Source organism: Thiohalomonas denitrificans (genome assembly GCF_016841685.1).
Lineage (GTDB): Bacteria > Pseudomonadota > Gammaproteobacteria > Thiohalomonadales > Thiohalomonadaceae > Thiohalomonas > Thiohalomonas denitrificans_A.
Map to the genome: position 1 here is coordinate 1 of NZ_JAENYR010000071.1, position 17,714 is coordinate 17,714.

Consider the following 17,714-nt stretch of genomic DNA (forward strand, 5'->3'; position numbering starts at 1 on the left):
AAGAGGCCGAGAAAATGACCACCTTTGCAGAACGTTTCAGGCAAGAGGGCATGCAACAAGGCATGCAGCAGGGCATGCAGCAGGGCATGCAACAGGGCGAAGCCGCCATACTGCTGCGGCTCATGGCGCGCAAATATGGCCCCGACGCCGCTACCGCCCACCGCGAGCGGGTCGAACAAGCCGACGTCGAGACCCTGCTGGAGTGGTCCGAACGGCTCCTCACCGCCGAGAAAGCCGAAGACATCTTTCACTAATCCGGGGCGGCTCTCCTACGAAAGACGGAGGTAGGGGCTTGGTAGGAGGCGCGCCCCCGCGGCGATTGGGTTGGGGATTTTTACGTTTACGCGGAAGCATGGCTCAAAATGGATCCCCGCCTACGTGGGGATGACGGACGAAGGACCCGACCCGAAAGGTCGCGGATCAATGGATCCCCGCCTACGCGGGGATGACGGATTTCCCGGGCCGTGCGCGATCACCCGGGCGAGCAGTTACTACGCGGAAACTGCCTGATTGATTCGCGCCCGGGGCGGCCCTCCTACCGTGAGTCATGGAGGAGCAGAGCCCGTAGGGCGCATTCTCGATAGGCCACCTTCGCCCCACAAAGCCGACCGACTCCCGGAGCATACCAATCATTGCCGGGGGCACACGTTCAAATGCGCCGGCTCCGGTTGCCGGCGAAACGGTGCAAAGACCGCAAAATCGCCCCACTCATTCCCGCCTCTCTATTTCCGATAGGCAATGCCACTCCCACTATGTTAGTTTTTTCCTGAATGGCTCCTCGGGAAAAGGACGTGCAATGGATCACGATCAGAACTTCAAAAACCTCATTCTGGACTAGCCCCGCGAAGCCCTCGAGTTTTTTGCCGAATCCGAGGCCGGAGCCCTGGACTGCGGCGCCCGAATACTTCCGGTTCGCCAGGAGCAGCTCAAGGAGCGCCTGGGCGATCGCTTTCGCGAACTGGATGTACCGCTCCTGGTGGAGTGGCCGGATGGACGAAAAGAGGCCATAGTCTTCGTATTGGAGGAAGAGAGCCAGACCGGGCGTTTTTCCATCCACCGCCTGGCCCACTACTGCCTGGATCTGGCGGAACTGCTGCAAACCGACCGTGTAGTCCCGGTAGTGATATTTCTGCGAAGCGGAAGGCAACCCAAAGCCCTCGTTCTGGGCGGTGAGCGTCACACCTACCTGTCGTTCCACTACCTGAGTTGCGCACTGCCTGACCTCCCATTCGAACGCTACCGGGAGAGCGAAAACATCGTAGCGAGGCTAAACCTTCCCAATATGCGCTACGACCGGGAGCAACGGGTCGAAGTCTACGCCCAGGCGGTGCGGGGATTATCCCGGCTGGAATCCCATCCCGAAAAACAGCTCAAGTACCTAGACTTCATCGACATCTACACAGCACTTGACGAAACCGAACGAGAACGGTATCAAAAGGAATATCCGGAAGAGGCCGAGAAAATGACCACCTTTGCAGAACGTTTCAGGCAAGAGGGCATGCAGCAGGGCATGCAGCAGGGCGAAGCCGCCATACTGCTGCGGCTCATGGCGCGCAAATATGGCCCCGACGCCGCTACCGCCCACCGCGAGCGGGTCGAACAAGCCGACGTCGAGACCCTGCTGGAGTGGTCCGAACGGCTCCTCACCGCCGAGAAAGCCGAAGACATCTTTCACTAATCCGGGGCGGCTCTCCTACGAAAGACGGAGGTAGGGGCTTGGTAGGAGGCGCGCCCCCGCGGCGATTGGGTTGGGGATTTTTACGTTTACGCGGAGTAACTACTCACCCCCTCCGTCATTCCCTGTCACCCCCGCGTAGGCGGGGGGATAGGCGGGAATCCAGAGAATAGAAGCATGGCTCAAAATGGATCCCCGCCACGCGGGGATGACGGATTTCCTGGGCCGTGCGCGATCACCCGGGCGAGCAGTTACGTTTTAGGTAGGTTGGGGTGAGTTATGCGAACCCCAACGCTGATTTTGTTGGGCTTCGTTCCTCAGCGCCAACCTACATTTTGGAGCCTATTGCTATTCTCGGACAGGTTCCTAGCAGGCTGTTGAAAAACTCCCTCAGGGAAGGAACAAAAACCTTTTCAACAGCCTGCTGGGGGAGGTCTAAGGTTCTAGTTGCCGGCGATCGCGAACAGGGCGGCGATGATGACGACGGTCTGGCCGGCCAGCAGGCTGACTACCCAGCGCAAGCCGGAGCCGCGGGCTTGTTCGAGCTCCTTTGCGAGGCGGCCTTCCATCGCCACAATCTCCTTTCTGACGATTTCGATCTCTTTCTGTAGGCGCAGTTCGGTTTCGGTCAAGGCGGACTGGGTGGCGAGGTCCTTGACCTCGGGATAGCGTTCCTCCATCCGTTCGAACGCTTCGGCGATGACCCGGGCCCGGGTCTTGTCGTCGGGAGCGGACGAGAGCTCTTCGTAGAGTTGGATTACGGAAGTCATAGAATCTGACGATAGCACCGGGCTATTTGAACGGCAACTGCCGAATTCGACACGTGGCAGGGGATCGCAGCGATTGGCGCGGACGGCACGCCCTGCCGGATGGTAAAAGGAGAGTAACTACTCACCCCCTCCGTCATTCCCTGTCACCCCCGCGTAGGCGGGGGGTAGGCGGGAATCCAGAGAACAGAAGCATGGCTCAAAATGGATCCCCGCCTACGCGGGGATGACGGATTTCCTGGGCCGTGCGCGATCACCCGGGCGAGCAGTTACAAAGAAGAGGGTGTTGAACAGGTTCGCCTCCAAACCCTGTTAGTGTAACGCGGTCACCTTTTGGGGTTCGACCCGGGTCGTCGCGCACCAGAGTTTGTCGACGATTTCGCTATTGGGGGCGTATTCGGTGACCAGCTGCTCAAGGATTTGCCGGGTTTTTTCGCAGTCGTTTTCCGATATGGCGAGCTCTAATCGATCCAGTATCGCTGTGAGTGGTTGCCAGTGGGTGTGGTTTTCCACCGCACGCCATATCAGCGGGTGGTCGGTCCCTACCGGGTTCTCTCCAATCAGCAATTCTTCGTAGAGCTTCTCGCCCGGGCGCAGGCCGGTGTACTCGATGGCGATATCGCCGTTCGGGTGGGCGGCATTTCGTACCTCGAGACCGGAGAGCCGAATCATCTTGTGGGCGAGGTTGTCGATGCGCACCGGTTCGCCCATGTCCAGCACGAACACTTCCCCTCCCTCGGCCATGGAACTGGCCTGCAGTACCAGTTGTGCCGCCTCCGGAATGGTCATGAAGTAGCGGGTAATATCGGGGTGAGTCACGGTTACCGGCCCGCCGTTGCGGATCTGCTCTCGAAACAGCGGCACAACCGAGCCGGATGACCCCAGCACATTGCCGAAGCGCACCATGCAGAAACGTGTCGTGGCCTTGGCTCCGGTCGTGGCTACCCGCTCCTGCAGAGCCTGGAGGACTAGCTCGGCCAACCGCTTGCTGGCCCCCATGACGTTGGTGGGCCGAACGGCCTTGTCGGTGGAGATCAGCACGAAGGTGGAGACGCCGCATTTGATGGCGGCTTCGGCGGCCTGGCGAGTGCCGAAGGCGTTATTGCGGATGCCTTCGATGAGGTTATGTTCCACCAGCGGGACGTGTTTGTAGGCGGCGGCGTGGTAGATGGTGTCCACCTGAAAGCTGTTCATGGTCAACTCGAGGCGGGTGTCGTCCCGTACCGAGCCGAGGACGGGTTCGATGGGGATGTCCATTGAGCATTCGGCTGCAGAGCCTTTCAGTTCGCGCTCGATGGCGTAGAGGGCGAACTCCGACATTTCATAGAGGACCAGCCGGCTCGGTTGCTGGGCGAGAATTTGCCGACACAGTTCGGAGCCGATGGAGCCCCCGGCCCCGGTGATCATGACGCTTTTGCCCGTGATGCAGGCCGTCAACAATTCGGGATCGGGCGAAACCGGGTCGCGGCCGAGCAGGTCTTCGATATCGATTTCGCGGATTTCGTCGAGGCTGGCGGAGCCGGATACCAGATCGTCCAGGCTGGGAATCGTCCGTACGTGGACCAAATACGGCTCAAGGCTTTCGAGGATCTCCACCCGGCGTGTGCGCGTGAGTCTCGGCATCGCCAGGAGCACGTCAGTGATGTTCACATCTTCGGCTAGTTCCTTGATGCCCTTGGGGCCGAACACCTTGATGCCGTTGACGTAACTGCCGGCCAGTGCCGGGTTGTCATCAATGAAGGCGATGGGTTCGTAGTCGGAGCTGTGTTCCAGCATCTGGGCCAGTTGGGCTCCGGCGGCGCCGGCGCCGTAGATGGCCACGGGGTCGCGAGCAGGGTTTCGGGAGAGCCGCGAGAAGAGGTAAGCCCGAACGGCAAAGCGGGTTCCACCCACATAGAGCAGTGCCAGGGCCCAATAGATCAGGGGAACGGAACGGGGTACGCCCTTCATGCCGGAGAAAAGAAGCAGGGCTCCCAAAAGGAGGGTGGAAATGGTAACGCCCTGGAGTACCGTCAGGGTCGCCTTTATGCCCATGAATCGTACTATTGCGCGATACAGCCCTAACCGGATAAATACGGGGAGAGTGACCAGGGGAATGCCGATGAACAGCCAGAAATATTCGTCGACCGGTGGCGTCAGGGTGCCGTAACGGGCGGAAAATGCCAGCCAGAGCGCGACAGGTATCCCTGCAAGGTCGCTCAAGATCATCAGGCCGCGCTTGGCGGGCCTTGGCAATGAAAGCAGTGTGGTTGCTAATTTCACGGAAGATCCTTTCCTGGCCGGGTGTCTAATTATAGTAGTGACAGGTTCCGAATGAAAGAAGCGGGCCGTCCGACCGTGAACTCCTGTGAAATAGTGACGGTAGGAAACAGGTTGATAGCGCCTCTTTGCGGCGGCAGGATAGACCCGGGAGATAACTGAAGGGGCGGCATGAGATGGAACTTGGGCAAGGGATGACGGTTCACCACCACGGCGGTGTGGAGGGGGTTACCGGCTCCTGTCACGAACTGGAGGGGCCCGCAGGGTCGGTGCTGATTGATTGCGGGCTGTTTCAGGGGGCCGACGAGCGCTCGTCGGGCGGACTGGAGATCGATTTCGACCTGGGTTCGGTCCGCGCGCTGGTGCTGACGCACTGCCATCTGGATCACGTCGGGCGTGTGCCCTATCTGTTTGCTGCGGGCTTTCGTGGTCCCGTCTACTGCTCCGAGGCGACCGCACAGCTCCTGCCCCTGGTGATTGAGGATGCACTGGAAATCGGTTTTACCCGCAATCGGCAGCTGATTGAACAGTTTCTGGACCTTTTGAAGAAACATACGGTTGCCGTTCCCTACGGCCGCTGGACTGCTGTTCCCACCGTCGGGGTATCGCTGCGGCTGCAGCCGGCGGGGCATATTCTGGGGTCGGCGTATGTTGAGTTTGATATTCCGGCAAACGGGATGCCAGCAGCGGGTACGCGCCGGGGCAAACGGGTGGTGTTTTCCGGCGATTTGGGAGCACCGCACAGCCCCCTTCTGCCCGCCCCGAAACCACCCTGCAGGGCCGATCTGCTGGTGCTGGAAAGCACCTATGGCGATCGGAGGCATGAGGGGCGCCGCACCCGGCGGGAGCGGCTCCAGGCGGTAGTGGAGCGCTGTCTTGAAAATCGTGGAGTGGTGCTGATCCCTGCGTTCAGCATCGGGCGGACGCAGGAGTTGCTGTACGAGCTGGAGCAGACAATCCACTGCTGTGGCGACCGGCCGGCCATGCGCGGTCTGCCCTGGCGTGAAATGGAGATTGTGGTGGATTCGCCCCTGGCCGCCCGCTTTACCCGTGAGTACCGTAGCCTGAAGCGCTTCTGGGATCAGGAGGCGCGACAGCGGGTGGCCAGCGGGCGTCATCCCCTGGCGTTCGAGCAGCTGACCACGATTGACGACCATGACGACCATCTGCGCGCGGTGGATTACCTGGGCAAGAGCGGCCGCCCCACGGTGGTAATCGCGGCCAGTGGCATGTGCACCGGCGGACGGGTGGTCAATTATCTCAAGCGACTGCTTGGAGACCCCCGCACCGACGTGCTGTTTGTGGGGTATCAGGCGGAAGGGACGCCAGGGCGGGATATTCAGCGTTACGGCCCCTCCGGCGGATGGGTACGGTTGGACGGTCAAAAATACGACATCCGCGCCGGCGTCCACACCCTAAGTGGTTATTCTGCCCATGCCGATCAGAAAAACCTGGTGGATTTTGTGGCCCGGATCCGAAAAGCGCCGACGGAGGTCAGGCTGGTGCATGGAGAGCCGCGGGCACGGGAGGCGCTCGCCAGCGCCCTGCGGGAGCGATTGCCGGAGACGCGAGTGGTGTTGCCGTAGGGTTGTAATTGCGTTTTAGGTTTTATGGGCACCACCCGGATTGGATTCGACACCGGGGGCGGCCGTTCGGCCGGGGGGGGAACGGAATCAAAGCCCCCGTAGGAGGCGCGCCCCCGCGGCGATTTTCGTTCGAAAATTGTATCAGGGAGGGCCGCAGCCAAACAAAAACGAAGCCTCCGAATGGAAGCCGGAGATCGTGGGTTACGGCGTCGCTCCGAATCCGGGTCGGATACGGTGGGTTACGGCGCGCGCTCACGGCGATAACATTTCCGAATCAGTGGCCGCTTACGCAGTGGCGGGAGTCGTTCTCCCGCAATTGGACGAGCGGGCAGTAGTCGAAGCGGGCCACTCCAGAAGGGAATGGACAGCTGCCTGTCCTTCGGTATCGAATTCCAGAAGGGTCTCGCCGGGCTCTGAACGGGTGACCCGAGCCGGAATCCGGTGTACCCGGTTACGTCCCTCGTGACGGTAGGAGAAAGTGACTTCCACCTCGGCTTGGCCGGGCAGCAGGATGCAGCCGGTCTCGACTGCCATGCCGGAGGCACTGAAAATCTTGGCGGTGGCCCGAACCAGGCCCAGCGGGGGATAGTTGAGGATAAGGTGTAGTCTTTCGTTCTTAGAGAGGGCATTCAGCATTTCGGGTCCCCGCATTGTTCCGACTTTGTAACTGCTCACTCCCCCGTCATTCCCGCGGAGGCGGGAATCCAGAGAGCAGCGGCATGGCTCAAAATGGATCCCGCCTGCGCGGGGATGACGAATTTCCTATGCCGCGCATGATCAACCGGGCGAGCAGTTACGCAACTTTTATGTTTTCTGTCGGCTTTTAGGAGGGATCGATTCCCGGAAGCCGAGCAGGTCTTGATAAAGTTAGTCGAACCGGGTCCGTTTGCCATAGAAGTCTGGATGGGCGGGTTTCACAGATCTGGAATTCACTCCCTCTTCCCAAGAGGGCCGGGGAGAGGGGGCGGGGTTTAGCTCGTCAAAACTTGAAGACGGCCTGAAGGTCAGGTCGCTCCGACTCCGACGAAAAAGCCACACTACCGGTTGTGTTTTCGCAGTCGCTTCAGAAAGGCGGGGAATTCTACGTCTAGTGCGTCGGCGAGTTCGCGGGCACGGGGGCTCAGTGAATTGAGTTCACGAGGCGGAGGGACGGCGGGGCCGCCGAACCCGATGATGTTATCCTTGCCTTCCACCGGGAGTCGCAGTACCTGGCCGAAGCTGTCATTCATCATCTCCAGGAGGTCCGAAGCGCGGATGACATCGTCGGACCATAGGTTCATCGCCAAAGTGCCGCGTGCGGAGAGGCGCATACGGCAGTCCTCCAGGAAGGGCACCCCGCACACATCGCCGGCGATGCCGTCATCCAGAAATGCATCGATCAGCATGAGATCGTAATCGCCGAAATCGGGTGAAGCCGAGCCCATGAACATGGCCCCGTCCTCGATGAATACGGTGAGGTTAGGATCGTCGGGCAGTTCGAAGTAAGTCCTGGCCAGCCGGTGGACCTTTTTCCGGACTTCAACGACATCGACCCGGCACTCGGGGAAGTGATGCAGCAGGAATTTGGCCAGCGAACCGCCGCCGAGGCCCACCAGCAGCGCCCGTTGGGGGGGTGGCGTAAACAGCAGCGATGCCGCCATTGCACGGGTATAGCTCAGTACCAATCGGGCGGGGATGTGGATGTCGGTGCTGCTTTGCTTGGCATTGTTGCCAAAGTGAAGCGACCGCTCAAAGCGGTCCTCGATAATCTCCAGAACGCCAAAGGCGTCCCGGCTCTGGTGGATGACCTTGCCGCCGTATTTTTGCATATAGGGATGATACACCAGCCGTAGGGTGCATTCTTCCAAACGCCCGCACCACGAGCGACCGGGTTTCGTAGGGTGCATTCTTCTAACCGCTCGCACCATGAGCGGCCGGAGGCTCCATCTCACGAATCGCCCCCGAAACGACCAAATTCTCCAAATGCACCGTTTTGCCAAAACGAATCGGAGTCGCGGCGCATTATTACCGGGCCTCACAACGGTATGGGGGATTCTGTACGTAGGCGGCTTATAATACGACGGTGGCGTATCGAGAATGCGCCCTACGGCTACATCCGGTAGGGTGCATTCTTCTGACCGCTCGCACCATGAGCGGCCGGAGGCTCCATCTCACGAATCGCCCCCGAAACGACCAAATTCTCCAAATGCACCGTTTTGCCAAAACGATCGGCATTGCGGCGCATTTATTGCCGGGCCTCACAACGGTATGGGGCTTCCGTGAATGCGGCTTTGTGGAACGTTGGGGGCATGGCAAGAATGCGCCCTACGGTCGTAGGGTGCATTCTTCTAACCGCCCGCACCACGAGCGGGCGGAGGCTCCACATCACGCACAGGCCCCCGGAATGCCCAGATTTCCGAAATGCACCTTTTCACCAAACGATCGGAGCCGCGGCGCATTATTACCGGGCCCCACAACGGTATGGGGGATCCCCCCCTGTAGAAGCGGCGGCTTTATGATACGGCGGTGGCTTGTCGAGAATGCGCCCTACATGGGCTCCGAATGCACATCGCGTAGGGTGCATTCTTCAAATGCGCCGTTTCGACAAACGACCGGAGTCGCGGCGCATTATTACCGGGCCCCACAACGGTATGGGGGAACCTGTAGAAGCGGCGGCTTTATGATACGGCGGTGGCTTGTCGAGAATGCGCGCTACGTGGGCTCCGAATGCACATCGCCTAGGGTGCATTCTTCAAATGCACCATTTTTTCCGGCCCGGAGCCGGGTTGTTTTCCTGAGTTTGGTGCATTACAGAATGCACCCCATTGGCTGGAGCCGATGATGTCTGAAGCCTCTTCCCCCGGTTGGCGGGGGGATTTTCGCGTACGCCCCAGCAGCCGCGCCAAGCATGTGCGCCTAAAGGTCGTGCCTCCGGGGCGTGTGGAGGTGGTGGTACCGCGCGGCTTCGACCAGCGACAGCTGCCCGAGCTGTTGGCGCGGCATGAGGAGTGGTTGGTGCGCACGGTCGAGAAGGTGAGCAGTGAATACGGTGGAACGCAGGCTGAGATCGTCCCTCCGGACAGCGTGGAGCTGTCGGCTCTGGGGAGGCGGCACCGGGTGGAGTACCGGCGCCACGGCGGAACCAATCGCTGCGTGCTGCTGCGGGACGGCACCTTGCGGGTGCATCATGGCGAGGAATCGGATTGGCGGGATGCGCTCAGAAGGTGGCTGGCGTATCAGGGGCGGGAGCACCTTCCGCCGTGGCTCGATCGCGTCAGTGAGGAAGTCGGGCTGCCCTACCGGCAGGTGACCATCCGTAGTCAGAAGACCCGCTGGGGTAGCTGTTCGGCCCGTAAAAACATCAGCCTGAATTGTGGCCTGCTGTTTTTTTCTCCCCGCCTTGTCCGCTATCTTTTCATTCATGAGCTCTGCCACACGGTACATATGAACCACTCCCGCCGGTTTTGGGGTCTGGTGGAACAGCTGGAACCCGATTATCGTCAGCTGGACCAGCAATTGAAACTGACCGCTCGCAACCTGCCGGCCTGGGTCCGGCGCGACTGAAGGAAAACCGTCCATGGAACGCAGCTTCAAAAAAAATATCCGCTCTCGAGGTGCCTGGCTCCGCATCCTCTACATGCTGCTGTTCGCGATGATCTACGGCGTGGCGGAAGTGGTACTCGGCGCCGTGGTGCTGTTTCAGATCGGCGCCAGCCTGATTACCGGTCGTGCCAATCAGCGCCTCCGGAATTTCGGACAGCAACTGGCGACCTATCTCTATGAAATCGTCCTGTTTCTGACCTATCAAAGCGAGGTGAAACCATTTCCCTTCGAGCCGTGGCCCGATGGGCCGCCCAAGACCCGGTGTCTGCCTCCTCCCGCGGAGGAGATCGACGATATGCATAGTGAATCGGACCTGGATGGAGGCTGAACCGGTAGGCTGTCAGGAGGCTGTCCGAGAACAGCAATGGGCTCCAAAATGTAGGTTGGGCGCTGAGGAACGAAGCCCAACAAAATCAGCGTTGGGGTTCGCAGAACTCACCCCAACCTACAAAAACGATGTTCTCGGACAGGCTGCCAGTGGCGTCGCAGGTTTAGCAAACTGTTGAAAAACTCCCTCTCCCTGCGGGAGAGGGCCGGGGTGAGGGGACTCAATAAGGTAAGTTACTGATTTTGTACCCCCTCATCTTAACCTTCTCCCTCAGGGAGAAGGGACAAAGACCTTTTTCAACAGCCTTAGAGGAATTGCAGTCGATCGCCGGGTTTCAACTTCAGTCGTTCGGTGGTGCCGGCGGGCAGTTCGAGGACGTATTTCACCGGATCTGCGGTTCGGTATCGGGGGCAGTCCCGATAGGGGCAGGGCGGCACGTGGGTGTCGGTACGAATGAGGGCGCTGTTCGCGTCGAAATAGAGAATATCGATGGGAAAACGCACATCCTTGTTCCAGAAACTGACCGGCTGCGGGCGCTGATAGACAAAAAGCATTCCGGTACCCGGGGGCAGTTGCTCCCGGTGCATGAGACCCCGCCGTTGTTCAGCTGCGCTGGTCGCCAGCTCGACCCGGAAGGCTTCGTCGCCCACCTGCACACGCGCGACCTCCAGACCGTGCCCGGGCAGAAACAGAGTCAGGATCGCAACGGCAAAAATTGTCAGGAAGACCGGTTTGCTCGCCTTTGATGGGTTCATGAAGCTTCCGTTGTCAGCCGTCGACCGGAGTAAAGGCATCCCACATTGCCCGACCCGGTTGATATTATTCAAGGATGTAGTAGGAAATTCGTCATCCCCGCGCAGGCGGGGATCCATTTGAGCCATGCCGCTGCTTTCTGGATTCCCGCCTGCGCGGGAATGACGAGGGAGTGACCAGTTACAAGCTTCCGTTGAATTCATTATTTGATTGTCGCCCCGACCGGAGTGAAGGCATCCCACATTGCCCGGCCCGGGTTGATATTATTCAAGGATGCAGTGGTCTTATTATAAAGGTTGAAAATCAGCACGGGATGCGGACGGGAACGGAGACTCGGACCGGTAGGAGGCGCGCCCTCGCGGCGATGTTCGTTCGGAAATCGTACCAGGCGCGGTTGCCAGCGGAATGAAGATGACGCCCGCATCGAAGCCGGTAACGGTCGGTTGCGGTGCCGCTCCGAATCAGGGCCCGACTGCTCGCCCGAGTGATCATGCACGGCCTGGGAAATTCGTCATCCCCGCGCAGGCGAGCCGTCGTCCCCGCGCAGGCGGGGATCCATTTTGAGCCATGCCGCTGCTCTCCGGATTCCCGCCTGTGCGGGAATGACGGGGGAGTAGACAGACACGGTGGGTGCGGCGCGCGTTATGGGCACGGATAAACCGGACAGGCGGTGCATAGCGCGCCTGACCCACCTACGAAGGTGTAGGAGGACGCCTGCGGCGATGTTCGTCGCGGATACCGTCGCATCGGTGCCGTCGGTCCTTTCAGTTGTTTGCGGCGGGCTGCCTGCGGTATCCTGAACCGCTTATCTGTCAGTCAAATTCAGGCGTTTTTCAATGGCATTGGACGAGCAGTACCAACCGGCGGTTATCGAGGCCGAGGCCCAGAAATATTGGCAGGAGAACCGCTGCTTTGAGGTGACGGAGGACCCGGACAAGGAGAAGTTCTACTGCCTGGCCATGTTCCCCTATCCCTCGGGGCGGCTGCATATGGGGCATGTGCGCAACTATACCATCGGCGATGTGATCAGCCGCTATCAGCGCATGATCGGCAAGAATGTCCTCCAGCCGATGGGTTGGGACGCCTTTGGCCTGCCGGCGGAAAACGCCGCCATCAAGAACAATGTGCCGCCCGCGAAGTGGACCTACGAAAACATCGACTACATGCGCGGGCAGCTCCAGCGGCTCGGTTTCGGCTACGACTGGAAGCGCGAGCTCGCCACCTGCCACCCCCAATACTACAAGTGGGAGCAGTGGCTGTTCACGCGGTTGTTCAAGAAGGGTCTGGTCTACAAAAAGACCTCGCCGGTGAACTGGTGCCCTAATGATCGGACCGTGCTGGCCAACGAGCAGGTGATCGAGGGCCGCTGCTGGCGCTGTGATACGAGCGTCGAGCGCAAGGAGATCCCGCAGTACTTCATGAAGATCACCGCCTATGCCGACGAGCTGCTGGCCGGGCTGGATAGACTGGAGGGCTGGCCGGAGCAGGTGCGAACGATGCAGCGCAACTGGATCGGGCGCTCCGAGGGCGTGGAGATCGCCTTCGGCGTGGAGGGCAGGGACGAGCCCCTGAAGGTCTATACCACCCGTCCGGACACCCTGATGGGCGTCTCCTATGTGGCGGTGGCGCCGGAGCACCCGCTGGCTATCGAGGCCGCGACGGAAAACAGCGAACTGGCCGGTTTCATCGAGGAGGCCGGCCACCTGCAGATCTCCGAGGCGGCCATGGAGACGATGGAGAAGAAGGGCGTGGACACCGGCCTCAAGGCGCTCCACCCCATCTCCGGCGAACCGGTGCCCATCTATGCGGCCAATTTCGTGCTCATGGCCTACGGCGAAGGGGCCGTCATGGCTGTGCCGGGTCACGACCAGCGTGACTGGGAGTTTGCCCGCAAGTATGGCCTGCCGATCAAGCAGGTGATCAAGCCCGCCGACGATTCGGAGGCTGACGACGCACAGGGAAGTGCTAGTGCCGCGGGAGGCAGGATGCCGGGAACGGCCGACGCACAGGGAAGTGCTAGTGCCGCGGGAGGCAGGATGCCGGGAACGGCCAACCTGGAAAAAGCCGCCTTCACGGACAAGGGCGTGCTGATGGATTCCGGTGATTTCTCCGGCCTGACCTCGGAACAGGCCTTCGACGCCATTGCCGAGTACCTGGAGCAGCGGGGCCGGGGCAAAAAACGGGTCAATTACCGCCTGCGTGACTGGGGCGTCTCACGTCAGCGCTACTGGGGTTGCCCGATACCCATCATCAACTGCCCCTCCTGCGGCGAAGTGCCGGTGCCGGAAGATCAGCTCCCTGTCGTTCTGCCGGAGGATGTGGCCTTCGACGGCATCGGCTCGCCCATCAAGAAGATGCCGGAGTTCTACGAGACCACCTGTCCCACCTGCGGCGGCAAGGCGGAGCGGGAGACCGATACCTTCGATACTTTCATGGAATCCTCCTGGTATTACGCCCGCTATACCTGCCGGGACAACGACGACGCCATGCTGGATGAGCGCGGCGATTACTGGCTGCCGGTCGATCAGTATGTCGGCGGCATCGAACACGCCATCCTGCACCTGCTCTATGCCCGTTTCTATCACCGGCTGATGAGGGACGAGGGCCTGGTCGATTCGGACGAGCCGTTCGCCAATCTGCTCACCCAGGGCATGGTGCTCAAGGACGGGGCAAAGATGTCCAAGTCCAAGGGCAACACCGTCGATCCCCAGGACATGATCGGGCAGTACGGCGCCGATACGGTGCGGCTGTTTACCATGTTCGCGGCGCCGCCGGAGCAGTCCCTGGAATGGAATGATTCCGGCGTGGAGGGTGCCTACCGTTTCCTCAAACGGCTTTGGGCCTTCGCCCACGAGCATGCAGAGACGATTGGCGCTGCAGCGGCGGAACAGCCGGACCGGGAGAATAGGGCCGATACGGTCAAGACGGCCCGGCGGGAGATCCACGAGGCCCTGGCCCAGGCCCGCACCGACTTCGGCCGCTACCAATTCAACACGGTGGTGTCGGCCTGTATGAAGGTGATGAACGTCCTCGCCAAACTGGACGAAGCCGAAGGGGCCGATGCCCTGCGCCGCGAAGGCCTGGGCATTCTGCTACCGCTGCTCTCGCCCACGGCCCCCCACGTCACCCACCACCTGTGGCGCGAGCTCGGCTACGGCGACGACATCCTCTCCGCCCCCTGGCCAGAAGTGGATGAGTCCGCCCTAAAGCGTGACACCATCGATTTGGTGGTGCAGGTCAACGGCAAGGTGCGCGGCAAGGTGCAGGTGAGTGCCGCTGCGGACAAGGCCAGCGTGGAAGCCACCGCGCTGGCCGATGAAAACGTTCAGCGCTTCATCGACGGCAAGGACGTCAAGAAAGTCATCGTCGTCCCCGGACGGCTGGTGAACGTGGTGGCGAAGTGAGTAGTCACGTGAGTGGCGAGTGGCGGTTGCGAGGGGGGATTTAAGTGGCGAGTGGCGAGTGGCTAGGAGGGACTCAAGTGGCGAGTAGCGAGTGGCGAGGGGGTGAAATAGCTTTCGCTCGGAGAGGCGAGTGGAATGAAGCTATTTCACCCCCTTCCGGGGGAGAGCGGAATGAAGCCGTTCCTTTCGCCTCTGGAAGAGGGCGGAACGAAGCCATTCTCCTCCCCGTCTGGGGGGGGAGAGCGGAACGAAGCCATTCCCTCCCCCTCTGGGCCAGGGAGGGGGTGTTCAAACTTACCCTTACCCTTATCCTTTGTCTCTCCCTCGTCCTCAGCGCCTGCGGCTTTCAGCTGCGAGGAGCGGTAGTGTTGCCCGAAGCCATGGAGGTCACCACCATCCAGGGCGGCGGGGGCGAACTCCGCAACGAACTCCGCGATGCCCTGGTGTCGGCAGGCGCGAAAGTCGTGCCGGACGCGATCCCGTCGGCTTCCAGCCTCATCATCCTGGGGGAGGATTCAGAGCGTCGGGTGCTGTCGGTGGACTCCGGCGGCAAGGTCAGGGAATACGAACTTTTTTACCAGATCCGCTACAGCCTGCGCGCACCGGATGGGATGGTTCTGGTCCCCGAGCAGTCGGTCCGTATGACCCGCGATTACGAATACGATCCGGACAACGTACTGAGCAGCGAGCAGGAGGAGAGCGCCGTGCGCGACGAGATGCGGCAGCTGGCCATTCGCCAGATGCTGCGCCGGATCCAGGCGACGCTTCGACCGGGTGCAGCCCCGATAGCGGGCGAAGAGGGCGCCGAAATGCCCGCAAGCGAAGGCAACCAAACCACCCAATGAGGCTGCGTCCCGAACAATTGGCCGGACACCTTCGCAATCCCCTGCTGCCCATCTATGTGGTTAGCGGCGATGAGCCGCTGCAGGCGGGGGAGGCGGGCGACGCCATCCGCGAGGCGGCGCGTGGCCAGGGGTTTGCCGAGCGTGAGGTGATGCACGCCGAGACCGGGTTCGACTGGGGTTTGCTCTCCGCCGCCGCCGATGCCCTCTCCCTGTTTGCCGATCGACGCATTCTCGATCTGCGTATTCCCGGCGGCAAACCCGGTGATGCCGGTGGCAAGGCCCTTAGCGCCTATGCCCAGCGACCCCCGGAAGACAATATCCTGCTTATCAGCCTACCTCGCCTCGACAAGCGACAGCAGCAGAGCAAATGGTTCAAGGCGCTGGATGCCGCCGGTGTCGTAATCCAGGTCTGGCCGGTCGGTCCGAAAGAGCTGCCGGGCTGGATCAGCCAACGCATGCGCTCGCGTGGACTTGAATTCCAGCCGGAGGTGGTCCGGCTCCTGGCCGATAAGGTGGAGGGCAATCTGCTGGCCGCCGCCCAGGAGGTGGATAAACTGCACCTGCTGTTCGGGGAGGGCGCCATTGACGCCGGTGGAGTCGCGCTGGCGCTGACGGATAGCAGTCGTTTTGATGTCTTTGAACTGGTGGATACGGCGCTTTCCGGCGACGCCGCGCGTACCGCCCGCATCCTTGACGGTCTGTATGCAGAAGGAGTGGAGCCGGTACTTATTCTCTGGGCGCTCGCCCGCGAAATTCGCAGCCTGGCGGGAATGGCTGCCAGCATGGCACAGGGGACCCCGCCCGATCAGGTGATGCGTGAACACCGGGTCTGGGCGAAACGTCAGGCGCCGGTGCGCAGCGCCCTGCAGCGCCACAATGCGCGCAGGTGGGAGGCGTTCCTCGCCCGTGCCGGCCGCGTCGACCGTACCATCAAGGGCGCCGAGCCGGGTAACCCCCGGGATGAATTGATACAATTGGCCCTGCTCGTAGCGGGAGTTAGGATTGTTTAAGGGCAAAGCCCCTCGCGCCCAGGGGGCGCACCCCCGCGGCGATTTGCGTGATCGGTCCATCGCGTCGGAGGGCCCTCAACAAGCAGCGGAGGCAATAGCCCCCTGTAGGAGCCCACTTCGTGGGCGAACAGCGCGACAGCGCTCATGAAATTTGGGGAAACCTGCCGGCCCAAGGTCTGTGTTGCCCAGAGCCGTTGATTTTCCTGCCTTCCCATTACCCCTAACACCCCAATACAATACCGCTAAAGGAATCGCGAGCCTGCCAAACAGGTATCCGTGGAGGGAAAAGGATGAACGAATCGGCCGATGACCACGACAGCCCCTGGAAAGAAGCGCTGGAGCATCGCTTTCCGGAGTTCCTGGCACTGCTGTTTCCGGATATCCACGCTGAAGTGGATTGGAGTCGGGGCCGGGAGTTCCTGGATAAGGAGCTCCAGCAGATAGTCCAGGACGCCGAACTGGGACGGCGCTACGCCGACAAACTCGTGAAGGTGTACGCCCGCGACGGGAGTGAGGCCTGGGTGCTGATCCACGTGGAAGTCCAAGGCGAAGCGGAGCGGGATTTTGCCGAACGCATGTACATCTATCACTATCGACTGTTCGACCGGTACGGGATGGATGTCGTAAGCCTGGGAGTGCTGGCCGATGGGACGAAAAGCTTTCGCCCCGACAGCTACCACCGGGGCCGCTGGGGTTGTGACTTGGCATTCCGGTTTCCCAGTGTAAAGCTGCTGGATTGGCAGGAGCGCTGGGCGGAACTGGAGAGCAGCGGTAATCTCTTCGCCCTGGTAATAATGGCGCAACTGCGCGCCAAGACCAGCCGGGACCCCGAAGAGCGCCAGGCCTGGAAATTCCGGCTGGTGCGGCTGATGTACGAGCGCGGCTACCAGCGGGAGGTTATACTGGAGCTGTTTCGGGTGATCGACTGGATGCTCCGGCTGCCCGAAGCACTGGAGCGGCAGTTCCTGGAGTCGGTGTACCAACTGGAGGAGGCCAAAAAGATGCCCTACATAACCAGCGCAGAGCGTTTCGGGATTGAGAAAGGCATACAGCAAGGCATGCAGCAGGGCATGCAGCAAGGCATGCAGCAAGGCATGCAGCAAGGCATGCAGCAAGGCATGCAGCAAGGCATGCAGCAGGGCGAAGCCGCCATACTGCTGCGGCTCATGGCGCGCAAATACGGCCCCGACGCCGCTACCGCCCACCGCGAGCGGGTCGAACAAGCCGACGTCGAGACCCTGCTGGAGTGGTCCGAACGGCTCCTCACCGCCGAGAAAGCCGAAGATATCTTTCACTGATCCGGTTGGTGCGCCTCGGCACGCCGTCCCGAATCCTCCTGTTGCTCTGCGGCGATTTCCATCGTGGACATTATCGCTTGACCGGGTCATGGAATAGGCCCACCTTCCTGGGCGAATTTCTTGTATCTTGGTAACTGCTCGCCCGGTTGATTATGCGCGGCATAGGAGATTCGTCATCCCCGCGCAGGCGGGGATCCATTTTGAGCC

The 17,714-nt window shown here is 61.0% G+C and carries 14 protein-coding genes; 9 read left to right on the forward strand and 5 right to left on the reverse strand.

Translation table 11 applies throughout. The features are described from left to right. Together Q7L05_RS13605 and Q7L05_RS13610 are read left to right on the forward strand one after the other, a co-directional pair. Positions 1-254: DUF4351 domain-containing protein (locus Q7L05_RS13605; protein WP_411293342.1), on the forward strand; the 254-nt coding region annotated here is incomplete at its 5' end. Positions 255-976: 722 nt separating this feature from the next. Continuing rightward, a complete protein-coding gene (locus tag Q7L05_RS13610; RefSeq protein WP_317623134.1) occupies positions 977-1,678 on the forward strand; it encodes a hypothetical protein in 702 nt (233 codons plus the stop codon). Positions 1,679-2,118: 440 nt separating this feature from the next. Here the strand turns inward: Q7L05_RS13610 and Q7L05_RS13615 are convergent, their stop codons facing one another. Further along, positions 2,119-2,445 (reverse strand): DUF1640 domain-containing protein, encoded by a 327-nt coding sequence (locus Q7L05_RS13615; RefSeq protein WP_303907690.1) that lies wholly within the window; start codon positions 2,443-2,445, stop codon positions 2,119-2,121. Positions 2,446-2,754: 309 nt separating this feature from the next. Beyond that, positions 2,755-4,704, reverse strand: a complete 1,950-nt coding sequence (locus Q7L05_RS13620) for a polysaccharide biosynthesis protein (protein WP_317623135.1) — start codon at positions 4,702-4,704, stop codon at positions 2,755-2,757. A 173-nt stretch (positions 4,705-4,877) separates the two neighbouring features. On the opposite strand from Q7L05_RS13620, the gene Q7L05_RS13625 reads away from it, so the two are divergent. Continuing rightward, positions 4,878-6,287, forward strand: a complete 1,410-nt coding sequence (locus Q7L05_RS13625; protein WP_317623136.1) for an MBL fold metallo-hydrolase — start codon at positions 4,878-4,880, stop codon at positions 6,285-6,287. Positions 6,288-6,572: 285 nt separating this feature from the next. On the opposite strand, the gene Q7L05_RS13630 is transcribed toward Q7L05_RS13625, so the two are convergent. Beyond that, the gene (locus Q7L05_RS13630) at positions 6,573-6,938 is read right to left on the reverse strand and encodes a hypothetical protein (protein WP_303907693.1); all 366 of its coding nucleotides are present in this window, start codon (positions 6,936-6,938) and stop codon (positions 6,573-6,575) included. A gap of 386 nt (positions 6,939-7,324) precedes the next feature. Further along, complete coding sequence (locus Q7L05_RS13635) at positions 7,325-8,134, reverse strand: hypothetical protein (RefSeq protein WP_303907695.1); 810 nt, start codon at positions 8,132-8,134, stop codon at positions 7,325-7,327. Positions 8,135-9,104: 970 nt separating this feature from the next. Here Q7L05_RS13635 and Q7L05_RS13640 point away from each other — a divergent pair. Both Q7L05_RS13640 and Q7L05_RS13645 read left to right on the forward strand, forming a co-directional pair. Beyond that, positions 9,105-9,830 carry a M48 family metallopeptidase gene (locus tag Q7L05_RS13640; protein WP_303907697.1) on the forward strand — a complete coding sequence of 242 codons (726 nt, stop codon included), beginning with the start codon at positions 9,105-9,107 and terminating at the stop codon, positions 9,828-9,830. A gap of 13 nt (positions 9,831-9,843) precedes the next feature. Then, positions 9,844-10,197, forward strand: coding sequence for a DUF4389 domain-containing protein (locus tag Q7L05_RS13645; RefSeq protein ID WP_303907699.1), 354 nt, complete (start codon positions 9,844-9,846; stop codon positions 10,195-10,197). 305 nt (positions 10,198-10,502) lie between these two features. On the opposite strand, the gene Q7L05_RS13650 is transcribed toward Q7L05_RS13645, so the two are convergent. Next, positions 10,503-10,952: a DUF192 domain-containing protein gene (locus Q7L05_RS13650; protein WP_303907702.1), complete on the reverse strand. Its 450-nt coding sequence runs from the start codon at positions 10,950-10,952 to the stop codon at positions 10,503-10,505. 840 nt (positions 10,953-11,792) lie between these two features. Between Q7L05_RS13650 and leuS the strand changes: the two genes are divergently transcribed. The 4 genes from leuS to Q7L05_RS13670 all read left to right on the forward strand — a co-directional run bounded on the left by leuS (position 11,793) and on the right by Q7L05_RS13670 (position 17,507). Then, a complete protein-coding gene (leuS, locus tag Q7L05_RS13655; protein ID WP_303907716.1) occupies positions 11,793-14,354 on the forward strand; it encodes a leucine--tRNA ligase in 2,562 nt (853 codons plus the stop codon). A gap of 284 nt (positions 14,355-14,638) precedes the next feature. Further along, positions 14,639-15,199 carry an LPS-assembly lipoprotein LptE gene (locus tag Q7L05_RS13660; protein ID WP_303907704.1) on the forward strand — a complete coding sequence of 187 codons (561 nt, stop codon included), beginning with the start codon at positions 14,639-14,641 and terminating at the stop codon, positions 15,197-15,199. Then, entirely contained in the window at positions 15,196-16,209 is a 1,014-nt protein-coding gene (gene holA, locus Q7L05_RS13665) for a DNA polymerase III subunit delta (protein WP_303907707.1), read from the forward strand. Before Q7L05_RS13660 ends, holA begins: the two co-directional genes overlap by 4 nt. Positions 16,210-16,499: 290 nt before the next feature. After that, on the forward strand, positions 16,500-17,507 hold the full coding sequence (locus Q7L05_RS13670) for a hypothetical protein (RefSeq protein WP_303907709.1): 1,008 nt from the start codon (positions 16,500-16,502) through the stop codon (positions 17,505-17,507). Positions 17,508-17,714 lie beyond the last annotated feature (207 nt).

Bases quoted from the DNA above. Each gene is read 5' to 3' on its own strand.
- Q7L05_RS13645 (WP_303907699.1), top strand. From the start codon at position 9,844: ATGGAACGCAGCTTCAAAAAAAATATCCGCTCTCGAGGTGCCTGGCTC.
- Q7L05_RS13670 (WP_303907709.1), top strand. From the start codon at position 16,500: ATGAACGAATCGGCCGATGACCACGACAGCCCCTGGAAAGAAGCGCTG.
- holA (WP_303907707.1), top strand. From the start codon at position 15,196: ATGAGGCTGCGTCCCGAACAATTGGCCGGACACCTTCGCAATCCCCTG.
- Q7L05_RS13615 (WP_303907690.1), bottom strand. From the start codon at position 2,445: ATGACTTCCGTAATCCAACTCTACGAAGAGCTCTCGTCCGCTCCCGAC.
- Q7L05_RS13650 (WP_303907702.1), bottom strand. From the start codon at position 10,952: ATGAACCCATCAAAGGCGAGCAAACCGGTCTTCCTGACAATTTTTGCC.
- Q7L05_RS13640 (WP_303907697.1), top strand. From the start codon at position 9,105: ATGATGTCTGAAGCCTCTTCCCCCGGTTGGCGGGGGGATTTTCGCGTA.
- Q7L05_RS13625 (WP_317623136.1), top strand. From the start codon at position 4,878: ATGGAACTTGGGCAAGGGATGACGGTTCACCACCACGGCGGTGTGGAG.
- Q7L05_RS13630 (WP_303907693.1), bottom strand. From the start codon at position 6,938: ATGCGGGGACCCGAAATGCTGAATGCCCTCTCTAAGAACGAAAGACTA.